The sequence below is a fragment of the Butyricimonas hominis genome (genome assembly GCF_014287455.1).
Taxonomy (GTDB): domain Bacteria; phylum Bacteroidota; class Bacteroidia; order Bacteroidales; family Marinifilaceae; genus Butyricimonas; species Butyricimonas muris.
Window position 1 is genome coordinate 20,401 of sequence record NZ_JACOOH010000006.1, and the last position, 20,977, is coordinate 41,377.

The 20,977-nt window shown below is 43.3% G+C and carries 15 protein-coding genes; 1 reads left to right on the forward strand and 14 read right to left on the reverse strand.

Translation table 11 applies throughout. The features are described 5' to 3' along the window. Window positions 1–89: 89 nt before the first annotated feature. Both H8S64_RS13700 and H8S64_RS13705 read right to left on the reverse strand, forming a co-directional pair. Entirely contained in the window at window positions 90–1,253 is a 1,164-nt protein-coding gene (locus tag H8S64_RS13700; RefSeq protein ID WP_186976692.1) for a FecR family protein, read from the reverse strand. A 79-nt stretch (window positions 1,254–1,332) separates the two neighbouring features. After that, on the reverse strand, window positions 1,333–1,878 hold the full coding sequence (locus H8S64_RS13705; RefSeq protein WP_099290803.1) for an RNA polymerase sigma-70 factor: 546 nt from the start codon (window positions 1,876–1,878) through the stop codon (window positions 1,333–1,335). Between the two features lie 120 nt (window positions 1,879–1,998). On the opposite strand from H8S64_RS13705, the gene H8S64_RS13710 reads away from it, so the two are divergent. Next, complete coding sequence (locus H8S64_RS13710) at window positions 1,999–3,081, forward strand: linear amide C-N hydrolase (protein WP_099290804.1); 1,083 nt, start codon at window positions 1,999–2,001, stop codon at window positions 3,079–3,081. A gap of 37 nt (window positions 3,082–3,118) precedes the next feature. Here H8S64_RS13710 and H8S64_RS13715 read toward each other — a convergent pair whose 3' ends face one another. From H8S64_RS13715 to H8S64_RS13770, 12 genes are all read right to left on the reverse strand, one after another. Next, complete coding sequence (locus H8S64_RS13715; RefSeq protein WP_099290520.1) at window positions 3,119–4,177, reverse strand: thioredoxin family protein; 1,059 nt, start codon at window positions 4,175–4,177, stop codon at window positions 3,119–3,121. Window positions 4,178–4,206: 29 nt separating this feature from the next. Further along, window positions 4,207–5,739 carry a hypothetical protein gene (locus H8S64_RS13720; protein ID WP_186976694.1) on the reverse strand — a complete coding sequence of 511 codons (1,533 nt, stop codon included), beginning with the start codon at window positions 5,737–5,739 and terminating at the stop codon, window positions 4,207–4,209. Window positions 5,740–5,743: 4 nt separating this feature from the next. Beyond that, the gene (locus H8S64_RS13725) at window positions 5,744–6,274 is read right to left on the reverse strand and encodes a TlpA family protein disulfide reductase (RefSeq protein ID WP_186976696.1); all 531 of its coding nucleotides are present in this window, start codon (window positions 6,272–6,274) and stop codon (window positions 5,744–5,746) included. A 6-nt stretch (window positions 6,275–6,280) separates the two neighbouring features. Then, complete coding sequence (locus tag H8S64_RS13730; RefSeq protein WP_186976698.1) at window positions 6,281–7,816, reverse strand: PKD domain-containing protein; 1,536 nt, start codon at window positions 7,814–7,816, stop codon at window positions 6,281–6,283. Between the two features lie 16 nt (window positions 7,817–7,832). Beyond that, window positions 7,833–8,621: a DUF4843 domain-containing protein gene (locus H8S64_RS13735; protein ID WP_186976700.1), complete on the reverse strand. Its 789-nt coding sequence runs from the start codon at window positions 8,619–8,621 to the stop codon at window positions 7,833–7,835. 12 nt (window positions 8,622–8,633) lie between these two features. Beyond that, complete coding sequence (locus H8S64_RS13740) at window positions 8,634–10,055, reverse strand: RagB/SusD family nutrient uptake outer membrane protein (protein WP_186976702.1); 1,422 nt, start codon at window positions 10,053–10,055, stop codon at window positions 8,634–8,636. Between the two features lie 14 nt (window positions 10,056–10,069). After that, window positions 10,070–13,279, reverse strand: a complete 3,210-nt coding sequence (locus tag H8S64_RS13745) for a SusC/RagA family TonB-linked outer membrane protein (protein WP_186976704.1) — start codon at window positions 13,277–13,279, stop codon at window positions 10,070–10,072. 168 nt (window positions 13,280–13,447) lie between these two features. Next, on the reverse strand, window positions 13,448–14,638 hold the full coding sequence (locus tag H8S64_RS13750) for a FecR family protein (protein ID WP_186976706.1): 1,191 nt from the start codon (window positions 14,636–14,638) through the stop codon (window positions 13,448–13,450). Window positions 14,639–14,979: 341 nt separating this feature from the next. Further along, the gene (locus tag H8S64_RS13755) at window positions 14,980–15,525 is read right to left on the reverse strand and encodes an RNA polymerase sigma factor (protein ID WP_099290528.1); all 546 of its coding nucleotides are present in this window, start codon (window positions 15,523–15,525) and stop codon (window positions 14,980–14,982) included. Window positions 15,526–15,655: 130 nt separating this feature from the next. Continuing rightward, window positions 15,656–18,421 carry a zinc-dependent metalloprotease gene (locus tag H8S64_RS13760; RefSeq protein WP_255301855.1) on the reverse strand — a complete coding sequence of 922 codons (2,766 nt, stop codon included), beginning with the start codon at window positions 18,419–18,421 and terminating at the stop codon, window positions 15,656–15,658. A 131-nt stretch (window positions 18,422–18,552) separates the two neighbouring features. Further along, entirely contained in the window at window positions 18,553–19,386 is an 834-nt protein-coding gene (locus tag H8S64_RS13765) for a hypothetical protein (protein WP_099290530.1), read from the reverse strand. An 18-nt stretch (window positions 19,387–19,404) separates the two neighbouring features. Beyond that, window positions 19,405–20,970, reverse strand: a complete 1,566-nt coding sequence (locus tag H8S64_RS13770) for a RagB/SusD family nutrient uptake outer membrane protein (protein ID WP_186976708.1) — start codon at window positions 20,968–20,970, stop codon at window positions 19,405–19,407. Between the last annotated feature and the right edge of the window lie 7 nt (window positions 20,971–20,977).

The window sequence follows — 20,977 nt, forward strand, 5'->3', positions numbered from 1 at the left end:
TTAAGATTAAACTCGGTTGTAAGCTTGTTGGCGCAAGCAAACAATCATGAAACTTTAAGCAAGGACGTGTTGGCGCACGTCTTTGTTTTTTATCTAATTCTCACAATAATTTTCTGTTCATCCACTGTAAATGATACTTTACCTGTTTTCTCCAACATCCTCAAAGTTTCCGCTATATCGGAATATCTTTCCATTGTACCGGAGAACAAAATATCCTTCGCCCGGCTCTGCTCGTAGAATACAGTCACGTTATACCACCGTGCGACATCGTCCAGAATAGACTCCAAACGCTCGCGACGGAAGACAAACTGTCCTTTCGTCCATGCCCGATACGCCTCGGCATCCACTTCCCGTACCTCCAGTTTATTTTCCCCGACAATCAAATCCGCCTGTTGGTTCGGTTCAAGAATCACGCTCTCCGATAGCGTTTTCACCTCCACCTTTCCACTTAGCAAGGTAGCGGTCGTCCGCTCTTCAGAAGGGAACGATTTCAAGTTAAAGGAAGTACCCAACACCGTCACCATCATCCCGTTTACTTCTACACGGAAGGGTTTCGTGTCATCTTTTTTTACTTCAAAATACCCCTCTCCCCGGAGTATTACCCGTCGTTCATTCCCCACGAAAGCAACCGGATAAGTCAATTTCGACCCGGCATTCAGCCACACCCTCGTTCCGTCAGCCAAGGTCACGTTAAACTCTCCCCCTTTCGGGACTTCCAACACGTTCAGCTTTTCCGCCTGCACATCGGTTTCCGCTTGATAGACCAAAGTATTATCTATTTGCTCGATTTTCCCGGACAGGCTGTCGTTCACGATCACACCGTTATTTTTCCCCAAGACAACTTGTTTGCCCGTTTCCAGATGCAAAATAGCTTTCCGCTCTCCCGGTACTATCGCCACCACCTTCTTCACCTCCTTTTGCTCATCTACCCGTCCCGTCATCATGACAGCGAACCATCCCGTTGCAACCAGCATAATCACGGAAGCCGCGTAACCAATCCATCGCCACGACAAGTTCCGGCGACGGGGCGCAATTTGTTGCTCCAACCGACGCCATACCTCTTCCCGGTGAATCGCACGATACTCGTCATAACTCCTGCTCAACGCACTTCCCTCGAACAACTCGTCAAATAGCTGACGATTAAAATCAGACTCATCCACCCAAGCGAACAACTCCCGTTTTTCCTCATCGGTAGCAATCCCTATTTTTACTTTGTAGATTAAATCCGCTATCTGAATATATCTTTTTGTCATATATTTATTGCATTTACACTACAAAAACAACCGAGAAGAAAAAACGGGTAGTGAAAAAGAGAAAAAAATTTGGAATGTCTTAAATAAAAAACAGAAGATAGAAGTTATCCCTTAATTTCTCACGCAACAATTTATAGGCATTCTTTTTATGGAATTTCACCGTGTTCAACGTGATCTTCAGTTCCTCGGCAATCTCCTGATTATCCATCCCCTCCATATACAACAAACATACTTTCCTGCTGTGTTCGGGCAAAGAATCAATCGCCGTGAATATCAACCGTCGGGTTTCCTCCTCTATCACCGACTTCATGTAATAAAGTTCGGTGTCCTCCTCCCGTAGCATATCATTCACGTATTCCCGCTCCACTTTACGATGCTTCAACACATTCAACGCCTTGTTGCGCACCGTGGTATAAAGATAAGCCTTCACCGAAACCTCATCCGGAAATTCCCGCCTATTCTCCCACAAAGCCAGAAAAGTATCCTGCACCAGTGATTCACATTCTTCCCTCTCTCCCAGATAACGACCTGCGAAAAGAACTAAAGTATTGAAATATTGATTAAACACGCTCTTGAAATCAAGACGTGTACCGTTACCCAATATAATACTGTAATTCCTGTTCATAACTGCTTCTTTACTCACCTCAAAGCGTAGCAAATATGCGAATAAATTTTGAGTATCCATCCGTTTGAAACAGAAATTCGTTTTTCCCGTATTACAAAAAAATACAAATCATTTACAATTATGAAACATAAACTACAAATCTTACTAGCACTCTTTATCGCCATAAACTTGCAACCGCAATTCCTAAAAGCCTGCACCGGAATATCTTTTACCGCTAAAGACGGTTCCCGTGTCGTGGCTCGTACCATCGAATGGGGCGGCAGCAACCTCAACAGCCAATACGTTATCGTACCGCGAGGCTTCAAACAACAATCTTACACGCCCGACGGGATTGACGGAATGCCATTCACCGCCCGGTACGGCTACGTCGGTCTAGCCGTAGAACAAAAAGAGTTTGTAGCAGAAGGTCTTAACGAAGCCGGGCTTTCTGCCGGATTATTCTACTTCCCGCATTACGGGAAATACGAAGCGTTCGAGCCGAACCAAAAAGCGACAAGTATCTCCGACCTACAACTCGTTTCTTGGATACTAGGCAGTTGCAAAAACATCGACGAAGTAAAAGAGGCCATTAAAAAAGTACATATTATTGGCATCGTCCCGCAAGCCTCCACCGTGCACTGGCGTTTTGCCGATCCTTCCGGACACCAAGTAGTTCTCGAAATCATTAACGAGAAACCTACCTTTTACGAGAATAAATTAGGAGTACTAACCAACGCTCCGGGATTCGAATGGCAAATGACCAATCTTAATAATTACGTCAATCTCTTCCCCGGTATGGCTTCTCCACAACAACTGAACGATATAAAACTTTCCTCCTTCGGCAACGGTAGCGGATTTCTAGGAATACCGGGAGATATCACTCCCCCCTCCCGTTTCGTGCGTGCCGCTTTTTACCAAGCCACCGCCCCCCAACAAGAGTCAGGCTTAAAAACCGTTCTTCAATGTTTCCAGATTCTAAATAATTTTGACATTCCTATCGGGATTGAATATTCACCGAACACAAACCCCATTGACATACCTAGCGCAACGCAATGGACTTCGGCAACCGACATGACACACCGGATAATCTACTACCGCACGATGCACGATAGTGCAATCCGTAGTATCGATTTAAATAAGATCAATTTTGCTCGTGTCAAATACAGAGCCATTCCTCTTGACACAGTACAACAACAACCTATTATCCAGATAGATATTAAATAATTAAAACGAGGAGGAGAGTTAAACACTCCTCCTCGTTTTAATTATTTTTCTTCAATTGAATAATCTTCTCCCACCGAGCCTTTTGAGCGGGAGTAGCCGAAGCTAAAGGACAATCTTGATATTGCAAAAATGGACCAGCTAAACGAAAAAGCACCCAAAGTGCTAATTGAGAGTCACCTTGTAAAATAGGTATCTCTTTTTCACACACATCCAACAATTCGTCAATATCACCACCCTCCACCACCTTAGCGATTTCCAAAGAAGCTAATAAACTTTTCTCGTTCACCAATTTCATTTTTTTGAGCTCTTTCTCTATCGCCTTCAAACGCTTACTTCCGACATTCACCATCTCCCCTCCCATTATAGCCAAAATTTCATTACAAAGATCTTCTCCCAATCGTTTATCCACCTCTTCACGACCAATCGCTACGTAAAATCTTTCTCGTTTATCTCTTAAAAATTTAAAAGCTTTGGAATCGGAAGGACTCAATTGCGAATTACCAAAAATAAACCAATAATCTTTGGATACCTTTTCTTCATCACTTGCCACTTTCAACAACTCATCTACCACCACCACCGCTTTTGACCATTCATTAAACTTGTTCAATTTCTGAAGATATTGAAACAAAAATGCCTTATCTCGATCTCCGGTACGAAATTTCTCCTCCCAATTTCCTAATGATTCTGTACCCTCTATGCCTTCTTTTACCAATCGGATAAATTCATCTGCCTCGTATGCGCCAGAAATCTTATGTTGTATAGAACCATCAGGCAAGATAAGGAAAAACGTGGGATAGGCTGCAACATTATATTTTTGACCGAATTTCTTCCCCTCTTCTTTTTCCATATCAAACTTCACGGCAACAAACCTCGGATTAAAAAACTCGCCCACTTTTGCGTCGGGAAATACCTTTTCAGACATCAACTTACAAGGTCCGCACCAAGTCGTATAACAATCCACGAAAAGCAATTTATTCTCCGCTTTCGCTTTCGTTAAAGCCTCCTCAAAAGTAAGAATTTCAAAATTCACGCCCCCCTGCCCCCGAACTGCGATACAAGCCGCAAAAAAAACAATAAATAGTACAAACCTTCTCATCACGAACAACTCTAAAATATTAATTTTTTTTAATCCACCGACAAGACCAATTTATACGTCTTTCCTGGCTCGAACCAAGTATCATACACCAACAACATATCATCAGACAATGCCACTCGCCAATCCTGCTCGGGTGCTAAACGAGGATTTTTCAAACGCTCCGGAAAAATAACAGCAAACGGTATTTTACCAACCGTGGCAGGCTCTCCCGGTATTTGGTTATCAAACATTCTCATATAAATTCCATCCAATCGATCCACAGAAAAATTTTCTTTCGTTTTCAATGTAATCACATACTTTTTACCCTTACGAACCGTCTTCACGGTATAAGTTTCTTCCTCCGGTCGGAATCGCACATCCCATTTCGGATCCCCGAAATAAGCCAATAAATCCCGCTCCTGCCAAAAACCAAGAATATCCCCAACAGCTTCTTTACCCATCACCTTCGCCATCCGCTCATATATACCGGATATATCATTCATCACATCCCAATTGAAATCATAACTTGCTTCCAACAAACTCGGAGAAAAATTTTGTAACGTATATAATATATGCTGTTGTCCTAAAAAATAAGCCTCTGCCATCGTGTAACGTCCGGGCGTTACATGCCAGAATTTCAAACCACCCCACACGGCTTGCCCCAACATCACTTGGTTTACCGGGTATCCCACCATTGAAGTTACATTCGGACGTCCCATCCATGCCAACGCACAACTCTTTTCGGGCTTATCCACATCACAACCGTAAGATCCCGCGGCAATATATACTTTCCGCTCACCCGCCCAATTCATCTCGTTATCCGACGTGTCTTGACGAGATATCTGATTATCTTCAATTTTAACCTCCTGCATCACGTGATGAAAAATACCATCCCGGGCATAAATTCTCTCGTGTACGCTGAAGTTATCAGGCATGGACAAATGGTAATTAGGAGCATAAGACTCACTCAACACGAAATCAGGCTTCACTCTTCGATAAAGATCATTAAATTTTTCAACCTGTTTCACGGCTGGCCAATATTCCATTGCCAACGTATCTCCTCGTTCCATTTTCATCCCTGATTTTCCCCAACTCACATACCCAAACCGCTCCCAGTCCGCCTCAGTCAATTCCACTCTATTCTGTGATATCAACCCGTTGCGAATCTCGAGTGGCTCTTTAGCATTATTCACCATCTTCATCGCCATATCCGCATCAAGCCCCGTGATAATTCCCCACATGAAATCGGCATATATCGAAGAAGTTACTTTACGCGACAAAATATGCATCCCAATAATATAATCCCGGGTAATCTGCTCCGGTTTCTCTACTACCGCAACATAACGAGGGCGCATACGTCGCAATGCCTCCAATGTCTCAGCAGGCTTCTCCGCGTAATATACCACCTCCGCACCGTGCAATCTCTGTAAAGCCTCTACAACCCCATTCCAAGCTTTATCCTGTTCTACCGATCTACTAGCCAACACAACATATTCGCATCCATCCACTTTCATTGACCGACGATTGCTGGCAAATACACTACCAGCAATCAACAAAAACAACACAACAATACTTTTTCTCATCTCCTTAAATTCCTTTCAATTCTAATAATCGTTTCAACGTTTCTGGATCAGAAGGACGCGTCATATCAGCATCCACAATTTTCCCTTTCTTATCTAACAAAATAAAACGAGGTATTCCATTTATGTGATAGGCTTTCATAAACTCCTCTTTCCCCTCTGCATTTAATTGTACGCCCCCCATCTTGTTATCTTTCACGTATTTCAACCATGCCTTCCGACTCTCGTCCACTGACATACTCACGAAAACGATCTTTTTACCACGCATCTTCCGCTCCAATTCTTTCAAATGGGGAATCTCAGCACAACAAGGTCCGCACCACATCGCCCACACATCAATATACACGTATTTTCCCCTCAAACTTTTTAATGTCACGATTTTACCGTTCACATCCCGGTAACGAAAATCCGGTGACGCCATCCCGGCTTTCAGCGTATCCGCCACATTCTTCTCCACGCTCCCCGAGGTAGAGGCAATGGCTTGTCCCTCGGAGAAACCGAGGAGGACAAGCACGAAAAACATATAAATCTTTGTCATTTGTTTTTATTTTGTATCCTTATAAAATAATTTCAACGGTTTATCAGCCACACCGACAAAACTGTTCACCAATTGCAGGTTTTCCGTTTTATAAATATAAACGCTTCCCTTCAATCCGGTTGCCGCAGGGTCGTAAGTTCCAACGTACAAATACTCTTCATCAGGACTTTGCGCCATACAGGTAATTTCTCCGGGCACGGAGGTAACCAACTCCACCTCAGAAATATCGGAGCCATGCCTCCAACGATATATGGAGTTACCGCTATTGTAGAATATGCTATTACTATACTTCGTGTTATACAACATATCGGATTCCTCGGTCAAAGTCAACGGAGCAGAAAGTTCGTAAGACTTATCACTCCATTTCTCTTCCCCACTTTCATGCCCGAAAATTACCTCCATATTCCACAATGCCTCAATCCCCGAAACATAATTCGTTACCCACACCTTCCCGGGGTCATTTTTCGATTGGCTTACCACGAGCAAACTCTTTTTCAAATTTGTATTCCCCACTATCAAAAAATTGACAATCCGACGTCCTTCAAAATCAGTGCCGGAGTCAAGTGATGCCTTTCCCAAAAGATTTGTATAGCATACCAATTTTTCATCTTCCGCTACTACAGGCATCGATTGCGTCACTTTATCATTGTCATTCCAAATCACCGCCTGATACATCTTCGTTCCTTTCATCTTTGCCCCCCAAGCATCGCTCATCAATCCGTTCGACGTCAATTGAGATCCTACCACGATACCATTCTCGGACAGCACCACCAATTCATCTCTACACGGAGACAATGCCACCGGTTGTATATTCAATTCCGACACCAAAAGAGTCAAATCTATCTTGCGCAACACGAGTAGCGTATTGGGCTCCAATTCATACACACACCGATTGAACTTGGAAATCACAAACACGGAGTTTTTATACTTCCCAAAATCCATTAAACTCATGTCCAAAGCATCCACTAACTCATAGTCTGGATTTATTCTGCTCCACACCTCCCAGTCAAAGTCTTCTTTCTTTGCCTTCAACAATTCATTCGCATCTTCCAGCACAGAACAGAAAGACAACCGACCTTTCCCCGCATCATCAGAACTTAACACCAGCAATCCCCTTTCCATTCCAGCCTTGATTTCCACCATCATGTAGTAGAAAGCACTACTAAACCCATCAGACACCCGCAAACGTACCAAGAACTCCCCTACTCGATTAAAAGAATGTTCCAACACCGGTTTCTCCGAAACCAAATACAACGAATCCATCACCGGCTTTCCGTCTTTCCATTCGTTTACGTATCCCACCTTCCACTCATACACCACCTCATTTTCGGAATGATTCACCTCCGCTTCAAAATGCACTGGCATCATAAATTCTGCGTACGCCTTCTTTCCCTCTTCGTTGACGCCCTCTCCCTTCACTTTGACAATCGAAAGCTCGGGGATTTCGTTCACAAATCCGGTTGTGTCGTCATGAATACAGGAAACCATTCCCGCAGACACTACAAACAACCACAACAACAATCGTATATATATCTTTTTCATATTATGTTTTATTTAATTAAAGATAAGGATCAGGCATGCTTGTATAGTCTCCGTCTTCCGGATGCTCTTTCAAATAATCATACAAAGGACGGGCCACATATTTCCGAAGCAAGGTCCCATAAGGCTCATACCATGTCTTACGAAACCACCCATAATAATGCGTTCCAGACCAAACCTTTTCACAATCCTTACCCAACTCCGGTTCAAAATACGACGTCCACACATAAGGTTCTTTCTGTTCCACCGCATGATAGAACCGCATAAACAACTCGTGCAAGCGAGGTGTCCACGGCGCCCCAAACATATTACTGTTTGCAGACCACCAATCGGGTTCTGTCAGTTTATACGGAAGCAAAAGGAAACACTCCTGCGAAACCATCACGGGACGGAAGTTGTCATTTTCCACAATTCTCAACCCAAGCGAAAAAGTGTCCGTTTCGGAATAGGCATAAGAAAAATTCAAAAAACCGAAAGTTTCGCCAGCCGTGATATTACACGTGTCCTTGAAAGAGAAACAGTCGGCAGGTATCGTGGTCAAGGAATCGACCACCTCCACCTTGAAACGCCGGTCGACATCCCGGGTAAATCCGAGGATATCCACCCTCTCACCGTACACTATCCATTTTTCTCCTCCCGATGCCCTTGTAACCACATAAACAGTATCTTTCCCTCCCAGAAAATACACCCCGTCCTTTGCCTCGGCGTCGTACCACAAATATTCTCGTTCGCAACCCCCAAAAGCGAAAACCGCCAAAAGGGAGCAACAAAGTCCCAAAAATCGATTCAATATCGTATTTACTTTCATATTCTGCTCTATTTACATAGTGAAATCTTCTCTAAACTCAAACTCATCGTCCGGAATAAGCAATTGCCACATCTCTTCGGTCATGGTGATGACGTTCCTATCCACCGCTTCCACGGTTTCCGGGTGACGATGTTTCATCCTGAACCACACCTGCCCCTCCTGTGCCAACTCTCTCCGCCACTCCTTATCAATGTTCTCCAACGTCACCTCACCCTCAAACCGTTCCAAACCGCGCGAAGAGACTAAATCCTCCAAATATTTCCGTGCTGTTTCCGGGTGACTCTCCAACGCCGCCTCCGCTGCTATCAAATACATTTCCGTCACGCGGATCTGATTCACCCCTTCCACGCCCGCTGGCATCAAGGAAGAAATACCCGCCTCCACAGGATCGATTATTTTGACCCATCGGGTAGAACCTCCGGTACCTGGAGGTGCGATAAGCCACTCCTTACGCCAATCGTTTCCCGCCTTAGATTCGTAGAGACTCATATCACTATCGGAAGGTTTATACGCACTGTAATCGGAAGTCGTCAGAAAACACTCTGCCATCGGATCGTACAAATTCTTGTTGGATAGCCCCCAAACGGCTTCCGTTTCAGCCACCACTCCCGCCACGACAAAACGGGCATCTTTCGGATCACTGATCAAAGGAAACTTCTCGGAATCAATGACCGCCCGAGCATATTCCCCCGCCTTTTCCAAATCACCCGGTTCCCCGCGCATGTAATAAACCCGTGCCAGAGTAGCCTGCACGGCATACCAATTAAAATGCACCTCACGATTTCGGCAGATCACAAACTCATGCGAACGCACCCGCGGCAACATCAAGAGCGTGTCGTCCTGCCGCAACAGTTTCTCAGCTTCCAACAAATCGTCGATGATCAAATTGTAACACTCCTTTACTGTCGAGAACGAGGTCACTGAAGAACCAAACCGGGTAATATAAGGAATGCCCCGCTCTCCCAATTTTACCGGAGCATACATCCGGAGCAAATCAAAATGCAGGTAAGCCCGCAATCCCAACGCTTCTCCCCGGTAAAGATCTCCGAACATGAGGCTCTCTCCCTCGTAAGCATCCAAATTCGCCAAAAAACTATTGATGTCGCTAATCGAACGGTACATCGTTTTCCAAATCGAATTGCACACCTCCCTTCCCGCCGGTTTCAAAAAATCATAATGCAGCACATCATACAACGCAGTATTTCCAGGTTTGTAAAACTGTGCTAACAAATCCATCCGGCAAGGCACATAAAAACCGTATAATTCCGGTTTTGCCAATCCGCTATATATCCCATACAGCGCATCTTCCACACCTTCTCGGTCTGCAAACAACGTCTTTTCCAACACTTGCGTATTATCTCGCGAAGTCAGAAAATCATCGCACCCTCCCCACAAGAGAGCCACGAAAACCCATAATATCGTTAATCTTTTCATCGTATCGTCAATTTTTAGAATGTCGGACTAATGGTAAAATTGTATCCTCTCATATAGGGATAACCGGTACCCCGTTCATACTTCACCGTACTCAACCGGGCAATGTCGCTGAAACCGATCCCCAACCCTAACCGCCTCAATCCGATTTTTTTCAACCAATCACCTTCCAAATTATAAGAAATGTTGATGGAGGAAAGATACAATTCGTTATTGCGCTCCACGAAACGTTCCGTGTGACCGGTTGACGGCTCTTTTACATTCGGATACATCACGTAATCGTTCACGCTCTTCCAACGTTCGGTGAACGCCCGACGGTCCACGTTGTTTTCGATGGTGATATTCTCAATTTTTCCTGCCCGCGTGGTATTATAGATATCTCCTCCGAACGTATAGGTCAAGCCGGCAAACAGCGTGAGGTTTTTCCACCGAACACCGGTCGAAATTCCCCCCTGCATAATAGGGATTTTGTTCCCGACCGCCACCTTGTCCTTCGGATCATAAATAAAAGTGTAAGTACCATCCTTTTTGATAAAAATCTCTTTTCCCGTTGCCGGGTCTATACCGGCGGAACGCACGGCATAAATTGCGGTGGAGGATTCCCCCTCCTCCAACTGGATTCTCGGTGAAGAGGTGTTTTCGTCCCGATTTTCCGAATTTATATTTTTCAGTGAATTACTGATCTTTTTGATTTTGTTCTCCGTGTGGCTCGTCGTGAAATTCAATGTCCAGCTCCAATCCTGCGTACGAATAACCGTTCCAGCAATAGCAAGTTCATACCCCCAGTTGGCACTTTCGCCCAAGTTGTATTTAACCTTGTCATATCCTATGGAAGGCGGCAACGAAACATCCATCAACAAATCCTTAGAAATCTCCTTATAGAAATCCAACTTCACTCCTAAACGGTCATTGAATAAGTTGACATCCATGCCGACATCCAATTTCAACGTACGTTGCGATTTCAGTTTGTCATTTCCCATCGCCGACGGCAAAGCCCCGAGATTGTCGTCATACGCATTATCACTATAACTATATATAGTTTGTGCTAGAACTCCCCCGAAATTGTTGCTTCCCACATATCCCGCACTTCCCCGAATCCGGAAACTCTGTACCCATGCCAAATCAGCAATGAATTTCTCGTTATGCAGGTTCCACCCCAAACCAACTGACCAAAAAGGCGCCCAACGCCGGTCTTTAGAAATCGTGGCATTACCAGAAGTTCGATACGAAAAATCCACGAAATAACGGTCTTTCAATATAAAATTGACATTACCGAAATAAGCCACCGTTGCACTATAGGATTCACTCCCGGTAGGATTCCCCTCTTCAGGATAACGCTGCGCAAAGTTCAAGTTATTCAAACGATCTTTCGTAAATCCCACCCCCGAAAAAGCAAACGAACTTCTTTTGTCCTGCGATATGTCCAATCCGCCATGAAAACTCAACATAGTCCCATGCTCGTCCAAAGCAAGATTGTAATTTAACACACCTGAAAAAGCCCAAGAATAATTCTTGTCCCCGCTCAAGTTATAAGAACCTTTTTCATCTTCCTTAATGCCATCTATCAAGAAACGAGAATCCTCCGGAGAAACAAAAGCATCCGTCTGACCGTCTCCCATAGTATAATTGGCATTAGCGGTAAAATATACTCCTTTCACGATATCCCATCTCACACTTAAGTTATTGGAAAAACGCTTGCTCTCCGCTTTACTGAAACTGCTCAACGTGGCATTGTAAATCGGATTAATCTTGTCGTATGACAACACTTTTACCCATTCCCCGTTTTCATCCACAGGCGAATCATAAGGATTGATTTCCACCCACGAATTATAGCTACCATAAGGCGAATCCTTGGAATTCAATTTATTGAAATCGGAACGGAAACTCACCGTCAGTTTGTTGTTCCAAAAATAAGAGAAATAGAATCCCAAATCAAAACTGCGGCGATAGTCCCCTTTCATAACACCCCGATCATCCGAATAATGAGCGGAAATACCGTAGTCCATGCCGCTTCCCCGTCCGGTGATGCTCAAAGAATGGTTATGCGACCAGGAATTGCGCAACGGAATAGATTTCCAGTCGGTATTCACACCGGCATTCACCCGTTTCAATTTCTCGTAATAGAGTTCATCGTATTCACCTATGTTACTATCGTATTTTCCAAACAATCGTTCCAACTCCAATTTCTCCCACGGCGAACAAAGATTAAAAGAAGAAACATCAGGAAATCCAATGTTAGGCACAAAATTATAACGTACCCTCAATTTACTTTCCGTCACCTTCTTTCTCATGACCACGATAACACCGTTGGCAGCTTTTTCCCCATACATTGCCGTGGCGGAAGCATCTTTCAGAACATCCACTCGATCAATGTCAAACATATCCAAGTCATACAATTGCTGCAGGCTGATTTCCACCCCATCCATGATAATCAAAGGACGATTCAATCCTTGTTCCATCTTTTCACTATCAAGCGAATTCATACCCCGGAGGATAATTTCCGGCACCTTATTAGGATTCGAACCGTTGACATTGTCATCCACGATACGCAAACCGGGAACAACAAAAGACAACGCCTTGAGCATATTCGTCTTCGATATTTCCAACAATTGTTCACCCTTTACAGACGTCACCGCCCCCGTGTAACTGTTACGGTTTTGCGTGAAATAACCGTTCACCACAACCTCGTCTATCGACTCTACCTCTTCTTTCATCACGATACTCACCTCTTTGCCCGGGGTAACCTTCACTTCAACATTCCGCATCCCCACGAAAGAAGCCACCAGAACGATGGATTCTTGCTCAGGTAACTCCAACCGGAATTTTCCATCCACATCCGTGGAAACTCCGATAGAGGTACCCTTTAACACGATCGTTACCCCCGGTAAAAGTTCCCCGGCCTCATCCTTCACGACACCATTAACAACAATCTTCTTTTTCTCCTGCTTGTCATCCTTTACACGATAGATCACAACCGTTTCCTCGTTAATCTCATACCTCAACTTCGTGTCACGCAAGCAATAATCCAAAATCTCCTTCATCGATTTTTGCTGCATGTTCAAAGACACTTTAACATCCTTGATCTCGGTCGTCCAATACATAAACGTGAAATCGGTCTTTTTTTCCAATTCCCAAATCACTTGTTCCAGAGAAGCATTTTCCAAACGCACATCCAAAAGCTTATTCTGGGAATGCACCGCAGCTGTCACCTGAAAACAAGTAAGCATAAGCAAACACATTTTCAATGTCATAACTAGTAAAATTTTTTGCCAGATTCCTCGAAAAAAGGTCCCTGAATCTCGTTTTTTCTTCATAATTTTGAAAGATTAATAAATGAACTACTATTTATTAGTTGTCCATGCGTTTGTGTCACCAGCACAAACGCATGTTTTGTCTTATTCGCTTGATATATAAAACACACCATCCTTCCGGGATATAGAAATACTCGGATTTTTCTTCAACATCTCGATAATCGGATTCATGTTATTGTACCTATTTAACTTGGCTCCCACCCGCATATTTTTCGCATCTTCATTCATAAATTCGTAACGCACGTTATACCAACGAGCCAAATACTTCATCACATCCTCCAAACGCTCGTTCCGGAACACGAACTTTCCTTCCCGCCAAGCCATGTAACGTCCGACTTCGACTTTACTAACCTCCATAGTCCTTGCAGCCTTTTCGTAAACCACTTGCTCCCCATGAACAATATCCTTGAATTGCCGACCGTCAAAGACCTGTACTTTCCCTGCTGTTAATGTCGTCGTCACCACCTCTTCATCTTCATAAGCTCGCAGATTAAAAGAAGTCCCCAATACTTTGACCGAAATATCGCGAGTCTTTATCACGAACGGATGCGCGGCATCTTCGGCGACTTCAAAATAAGCTTCACCGGACAACTCCACCACTCTCTGTGCCCCTTTGAAACACACGGGAAAACATAATTTCGATTCCGCGTTCAAATAGACTTTCGTGCCGTCTGACAAGGTCAACGTGTACTCCATTCCCGTCAACGTACTTATCGTGTTTCGGATTTCCTCCTCATCCTTTACATCATGCGCGACATAATCTATTCCCATCGAATCCGTCACGAGCAGAGTCCCATCCGTTTCCTTCATCATGAATGTTTGGTCTTTCACGATATCCACCGTTTTCCCGTCAGCCAATGTCAGACGTGCCCCGGTAGTCCCCGCTTCTATCTGGTAAGCAAAAACAGGTTGTTTCGGCTCTTCTTCCCGAGAACGATTCAACCAAAAGAATAACCCGCAAGCGATTAGTATTATCCCCACCGCCGCGTATCTGGAAACGAACTTGAACCGATTTACCCGACCACCTTGCTTCTCTCCCGAAAGCACCTTTATTTTTCGATTCTCCACGAAAACCTGCCATCCCTCCTGACAATCAAATCGCTCCGCGACACGCACAAATTCGTCATAATTCTCTCTGTTGAAAATCTCCTTAGCCAAACGACCGTTTTCTCTTTCCCAAAGCTCATACTTTTCCCTCTCCTCCCCCGAGTGAGTATTCATGAAAATAGCTGCTAGAATTTCCGCTATCTTAAAATGTTTTTTCGACAAACTCATAATATTTACTATTGCTATTTTATACTATAACACGCAAAGTGCAAAATAGGAATAGTCGAAAACCGAAAAAAATTACAAAAAAATAATCCTAACCCACGAAATTAACCCCATCCCCCAAGAAATCGCCCTTATTTCACTCAAATTCCACTGTAAATCCGAAGAAGAGTAACCGTAATAATACCTCACCTACCGTACTCTCTCCGTTCCCGCTCTTATGTTGCTACAAAAAAGATTATAGCAACATAAAAGCGGAAACATCCCATAAACGAACAAGGGAGATTATTACTCCGGATTTACTGCGGCTTCAAGGCGGCTTTACCACTACTCTACCAAGATTGAAATCAGCAAAACAATAACAACAAATAAAAATGTTCTTTCAATTGCTCTCTCAATTTACGATAGGCAGTTTGTTTCAGAGATTTCACGGAACCTTCACCAATCCCCATTTCTTTTGCAATCTGGGGATTTGTCAATCCGTCAAGAGAATAACGAATGATAGTCCGCATCTGCGGCGGTAACGCATTTACAGCCTTCCACACTAAAAGATAAGTTTCCTGCGCCACAACCCAATCCTCGAAAACACCCTCGGATTCCAACTCCCGCCCGTATTTCTCCAAATACCCCTGACTTACTTTCTCGTGTCGCAAGATATTTAAACAACGGTTGCGGGTGATCGTGTAAAGATACGCTTTCACTTTATAAATATCGCCAAAACGCTCTCGTCTTTCCCAATAATCGGCTAAGGCTTCCTGAGCAACATCCTTACATTGCTCATCATCTTTCAGGTATTTAGCGGCAAAAACACATAACATGATATAGTAATCATCAAAGAATTCCTTGAATGCCTTCAGATTCCCTAATTTTATATCCGATATAATATCTCGCATTACATCACCATGTTATCTTTATTTATGAAACAAAAATAAACAATATTCATGTATTACCCTGAAAAAAGTCGAGGAAATTCTTCATAAAAGAATTCCCTCGACCTTACTAAAATACATTTATGCTTCCCGACTATTTTTTTAATCTTCTCTCTAACATAAATAATAACGCTTCATAATGCATAAGCTCCGCACCTTGTGACGTGGAAACTTTACTCTCCAACAAACGTTGAATCCGTTTCCCTAACGTATATATATGAATGTCCGAATTATCTATAGCCAACACGGAAATTTGCCTTTGCCATCCATACCCGGAACCGAATTCAATAGTTTCCGGCATATCCCGGCATTCTTCTCTTCTTAATTCACCGGCAAATTTATTCGTGAGTCCGGATTCATCCAACCCGTAAGCAAGCACATCTTCCAAGGAAGGTCTATACGCATCTTGTGCATTCACAACCCCGAATAATCCTCCGGATTGTTTATCCTTAAACGTTTCCGCTACCATATTCACGGCAGCCATTTGCAACATTTTGTCCCCCTCTGTCAAAGGTTTGCCATTAATCGTATTTTCAAAAACCAAATTGTAGTAATCATCAAAGAACTCCTCTACCGTGTAAGGATCCGTCGCAACGTGCGCGGACAACATCACACCCTTATACAATTGATGCAAACTCAAGGCTAATGATTTTTGGATCATTACTCCCATATCAATTCCAAGAGGGAATTTACTAATCAATTTCTTATCACATACCCAATCCGAATTGCGAAACTCGTTCATCACCCATTTCATCGAAGCTTTCTGTTTTTCTCTGGGAACAGAAACAACCCGTTCTCCCGGAGTCCCTTCTTTCACCTCGGATAAATAGATTCCCCCGATATTATACATCACGTTACGAATATACCGATAATACTGGTTACAAATACCTTGATAAAGACTCAACTTGTGAGAATCGTCCGGATCATCTTTAATCCAAGAATCCAAATTTGACAAAATGTATTTCAAATTTTTAATCCCGTACTCTCCCGCCTTCATCGGATCATCACCCAAATCTTCCTCCAGCGCACTCGGATCATAACGGCTATATACTTGTTGACGACCGTAACGATACATCGGATCCCCGGCTTTGGCATCTACCATTTTTTCCAGAATTACCGCTTCTTCATTCATACTTTTAGCTGTCGGGAAATACTCGTAATTCCATTTTACCAGATATTCATCATATACCCCCAAATCAGGGGGAGTCAATCTGACACCTTTATCCCCGGGTTGCGCGACATAATTGAAACGGGCATAATCCATGATAGAAGGTGTTGTCCCGTATTTTTTCGTGAACTCCGCCGAACGTAAAGATTCTACCGGGATTGCGGCAGACGCCGCCATATTATGCATAAATCCGAGTGTATGACCGATTTCGTGAGCTACCACGTATTCGATAGATTCATCCATAATCTTTTTAGGCATTTTCTTGTTTCTCACCAACGGATCTATTTGTGCAGTCTGGACAAAACGCCAATTATTAATCATCTGCACCATATTACTGTAAACTAACACGGAAGCACTGATAATTTCTCCCGTGGTAGGATCCACGTACGAGGGACCCATGGCATTAGCGATACTCGTGGGTAAATAACGCACACAAGAGTACTTCAAATTATCCGGATCAAAGATCGTATCATTTTTGGGGAAATCCCGTACCTGCATCACATTCTTGAAACCGATTTTCTCGAACGCTTTATTCCAGCGCAAAATGCCTTTCTTAACCGGTTCGATCCATTCTTTCGGGAAAGCCGTATCCACGTACCACACGATCGGCTTTTTCGGCTCTACCAGTTTACCTTGCTTGTAAGCATTGACATCCTTGGGTTCAACACGCCAGCGATGTGCCACGGAATAAGTGACCAACCGGTCTTCAGCTTGCGTGAAATGTTCCTTATCCGTCAAAAAGATGCCGACACGCGAATCACTCTTACGGGGACGCATTTTATCCTCGGGCAACAACATCAGGGAACGAGTAGCAACCACCGTCACATCCGCTCTCGCGTAGGTTGACATTAAATAAGTCAGACTCACCGTGTAAGGCATAAGTACCTTTACCGTCAGATTATCATCAAACGTTTTGATACTACTCACAACCGAAGCACCATATTTCATTTTCGGCAAAATATTAAAAACGGAATAGTTTCCCCGGAATAATGGCAAATACTCGTTCTCTTCCGTGAAAAATTTAGTTACCTCGAACACGACTGTCGTTTGATCCGGTTTAAAAGCTGAAATTTTAAACGCCTCGACAACAACATCTAAAGAATTAGCCTCAATCGCCGACTTGATATTTTTTTCTTTCGCGTCATAAGTAGTCGTGGTATTTACACGTTGCAAATAAACTAACGAATCGACCAACTTGAATTTCACGTGCATCATCGTTCTGTGTGCCATATCGGCAAACACGCTGTTACTTGTTTCCGAAGCCGCGGAAGAAAGCACCATTTCCCGTCCGAAATATTCAAGAGGCATTTCAAAATAGAGTTTCTTGTCTATCTTGTGCAGCGTGATGAAATCACTTTCAGAAGTTTCAAATGCCTTGTCTGCAAACAAGCGATCATACGCAGTTTTCCGTTTTTCCGAAAATTCCTTCAATTTTCTTTTCGCTTCTTCCTGCGCCATTTTTGCACTATCATTCACCAAGGTATCACTTTCAGCGACCTCTTTCCGGTTGGATTTCTTTTTATCCATGACCTCTTTCAATTTTCGCCGCACCTCGGCCTCTTTAGTACTATCCTTGGTCAAGGTATCATACAGACATCCGTAACCGCTCTTTACCTCATTCGAGGCAAACAACTTTCCATAACCCGGTAATAATATTAATATTACCAACAATGCATACATACAATTTTTCATACTATTCTATTAAAAATTAGGTAATAAACTTCCATTTCTATTCGATTACAAATAGAGTCACAGGGAAAGAAGGTTCAAAAAGTCTTTAACCACTCTTCGAACAACTTCTCCCATAAACATTAAAACTCGCTCTAATCCGTCAATACTTTCCCGGTCAACAATTCCAGATCTATATCATGCAATCTCTTCATTTCGCTCACGAATAACTGTACTCTGGTTTTGCACGCCGGATAACTCCGAAATCGCATATTGATGATCGTTTGACTCGTCGACATCAAATAATCTATCGTTTTTTTGAAATCTTCCTGAAGGTTCAATTTGTAAGTACTCCCGTGAATAATTCCCATATTATATCCTGCTATTAAATCTGTTGCTAACGAATAATCCAAATCCAACGCTACCGGAACTTCAAATTTCCCGTTATCAATAATATAAGTCCAGAAAGCACTATTGATATTCTTTTTGAAAGTACTTTTCGTCGTTGCTGTCATGTTCTGCAGGCTCTCGTTGATATTACCGAAAGTAATACTGATATTTGTTGTCAAATTCGCCGCATTTGAATATCCGCTCCAGATGCTGTCCGCCAGATAAATATAATGAGGCAGGCGTCCCACGAAAAATTCTCCCGGGTAAAGATCCAACCATAAATCGAACAAACTGTTCACTCCCGCTTCAAGATTCTCTTTTTTAGGCGGTACGATACGGTAGATTCCGTACCCCTCGATAGACTGGATATTCCATAGCGGATCATGCGCCCCGTACTCGTACAGAATAAATATCTTATTCTCGTTGTAAAAATCGAGTATCAACGAATCGTACTTCTCGTTCCCCTGCGGGAGAACGTATTTCACGGATAAGGCCTCGGAAGGAACAATCGGATCGTCATCCTGATTACATCCTCCTATCATGAAAGAACACACGGCAAATACAAAAACTACCGGTTTCAAAAAAATCTTCCTATTCATATGTCTTCTACTATTTTATTATAAACTCACGGGTAAACGCGGAGACGATAACGTCTCGTTCAATTGCAAGCCACTATTCAAATCTGTCACGTAAGCAGGAATTTCCAACACGTACAGAGGGTCATGCTTCTCCAACACGTATTTCTCTCGTGTATTCCCGTCAAGAGCCCAAATCTTTTCCAAACGGGGCATACCGAAACGACGCAAATCGAACCAGCGTTGTCCCTCGTAACACAACTCCTTCCGGCGTTCCAGACGATAGATATCTATTAATTCATCGGCATTTTTCATCTCAATACCGGGAAGGGCAGCTCCGCCCGCAGACACGTAACGTTTGGAACGGAAGTCGTTCAACAATTGCAATGCCTCATTTCCTGCCCCGGCATTTCCCGCCTTGTATTGTCCCAACAATGCTTCGATCGCGTTCAGGTAAGCCTCCGTCACCCGCACTCCTTGCGTGTAAGCTGATGTTGAAGTCGGGTATTTCAAAACGGAAACCATGACACTCGTACTAATAAGTTCCTTAATAACCTGTCCCGTTTCATAATCGTAATGCGAGTCAAATACACTATCCCTTGCCACAGAGAAGAAACCGTCAGCACGGGCATCTTTCCAATCTTCACTTTCAAAGGATTCATACAGACTATAAGAAGCGACAAACGCACTGCTGGAAAGACTGGCATCACCTATGCCCCACACGTTATCCTTGGTCCCGTACATCCAGAGAATATCATCATTTTCAGCCGTAAAAATAGCCGTCGGTACACCTTGTGTATAATCACACAATTTTTTTTGTCCCATAACCACCCGGGCATGCTCCAACGCCTTTTCCCAATTTTCCATGTACAAATAGATTCTTGAAGCCAGCAAATGGGCAGTGAGAGAAGATACCCGGTATTTCGTACTTTCCTTTTTCCCTTTATCAAAATATCTTATACTATTCTCGATATCTTCGACGATCAACGAATAAACCTGTTCTACCGTACTCCGGGCAAGACTTAACGCCCCGATTTCCGGTTCGGTAACAATAGGAACACCCAAACTTACCTTGGGATCGTTTTTCTCGTCATTATAAGGCCAACCGTACAAATTCACCAGCTGGAAATAATGGAACGCACGCAGACAATAAGCCTCTCCTTTTAAATAATTTTTGTCAATTTCCGAACCGACGGATTCATCCGCGTATACCAGAATAATATTGCACCCCAAGATACATTTAAAATAAGCCTGCCAAGGTAACACCCCCTTAGTCGCACTATAAGTATTCCCCGCCGTATTATTAATGACATCATTTACAGCCCCGGGTTGCCACGTGTAGAATAATTTATTCTCGATATCAGCATCCCTGTATCCCGAAGAGTAAGTACTGGTCGGATAATTATTCTCCACGTCATCATCCATGTAATAGAGCATCCTATTCACAACCTGACTATTAGGCAGATATCCCTCGTACAACAATAATTCACTAAATGCTTGGGTAGATTCCGGAGTTACTTCATCCGAAGGAGTTTTCGCCAAAAAATCATCACAAGCCTGACAGATTAGCACAAGACTTATCAACAGTAATATATTCAATCTTCTCATGGTACTC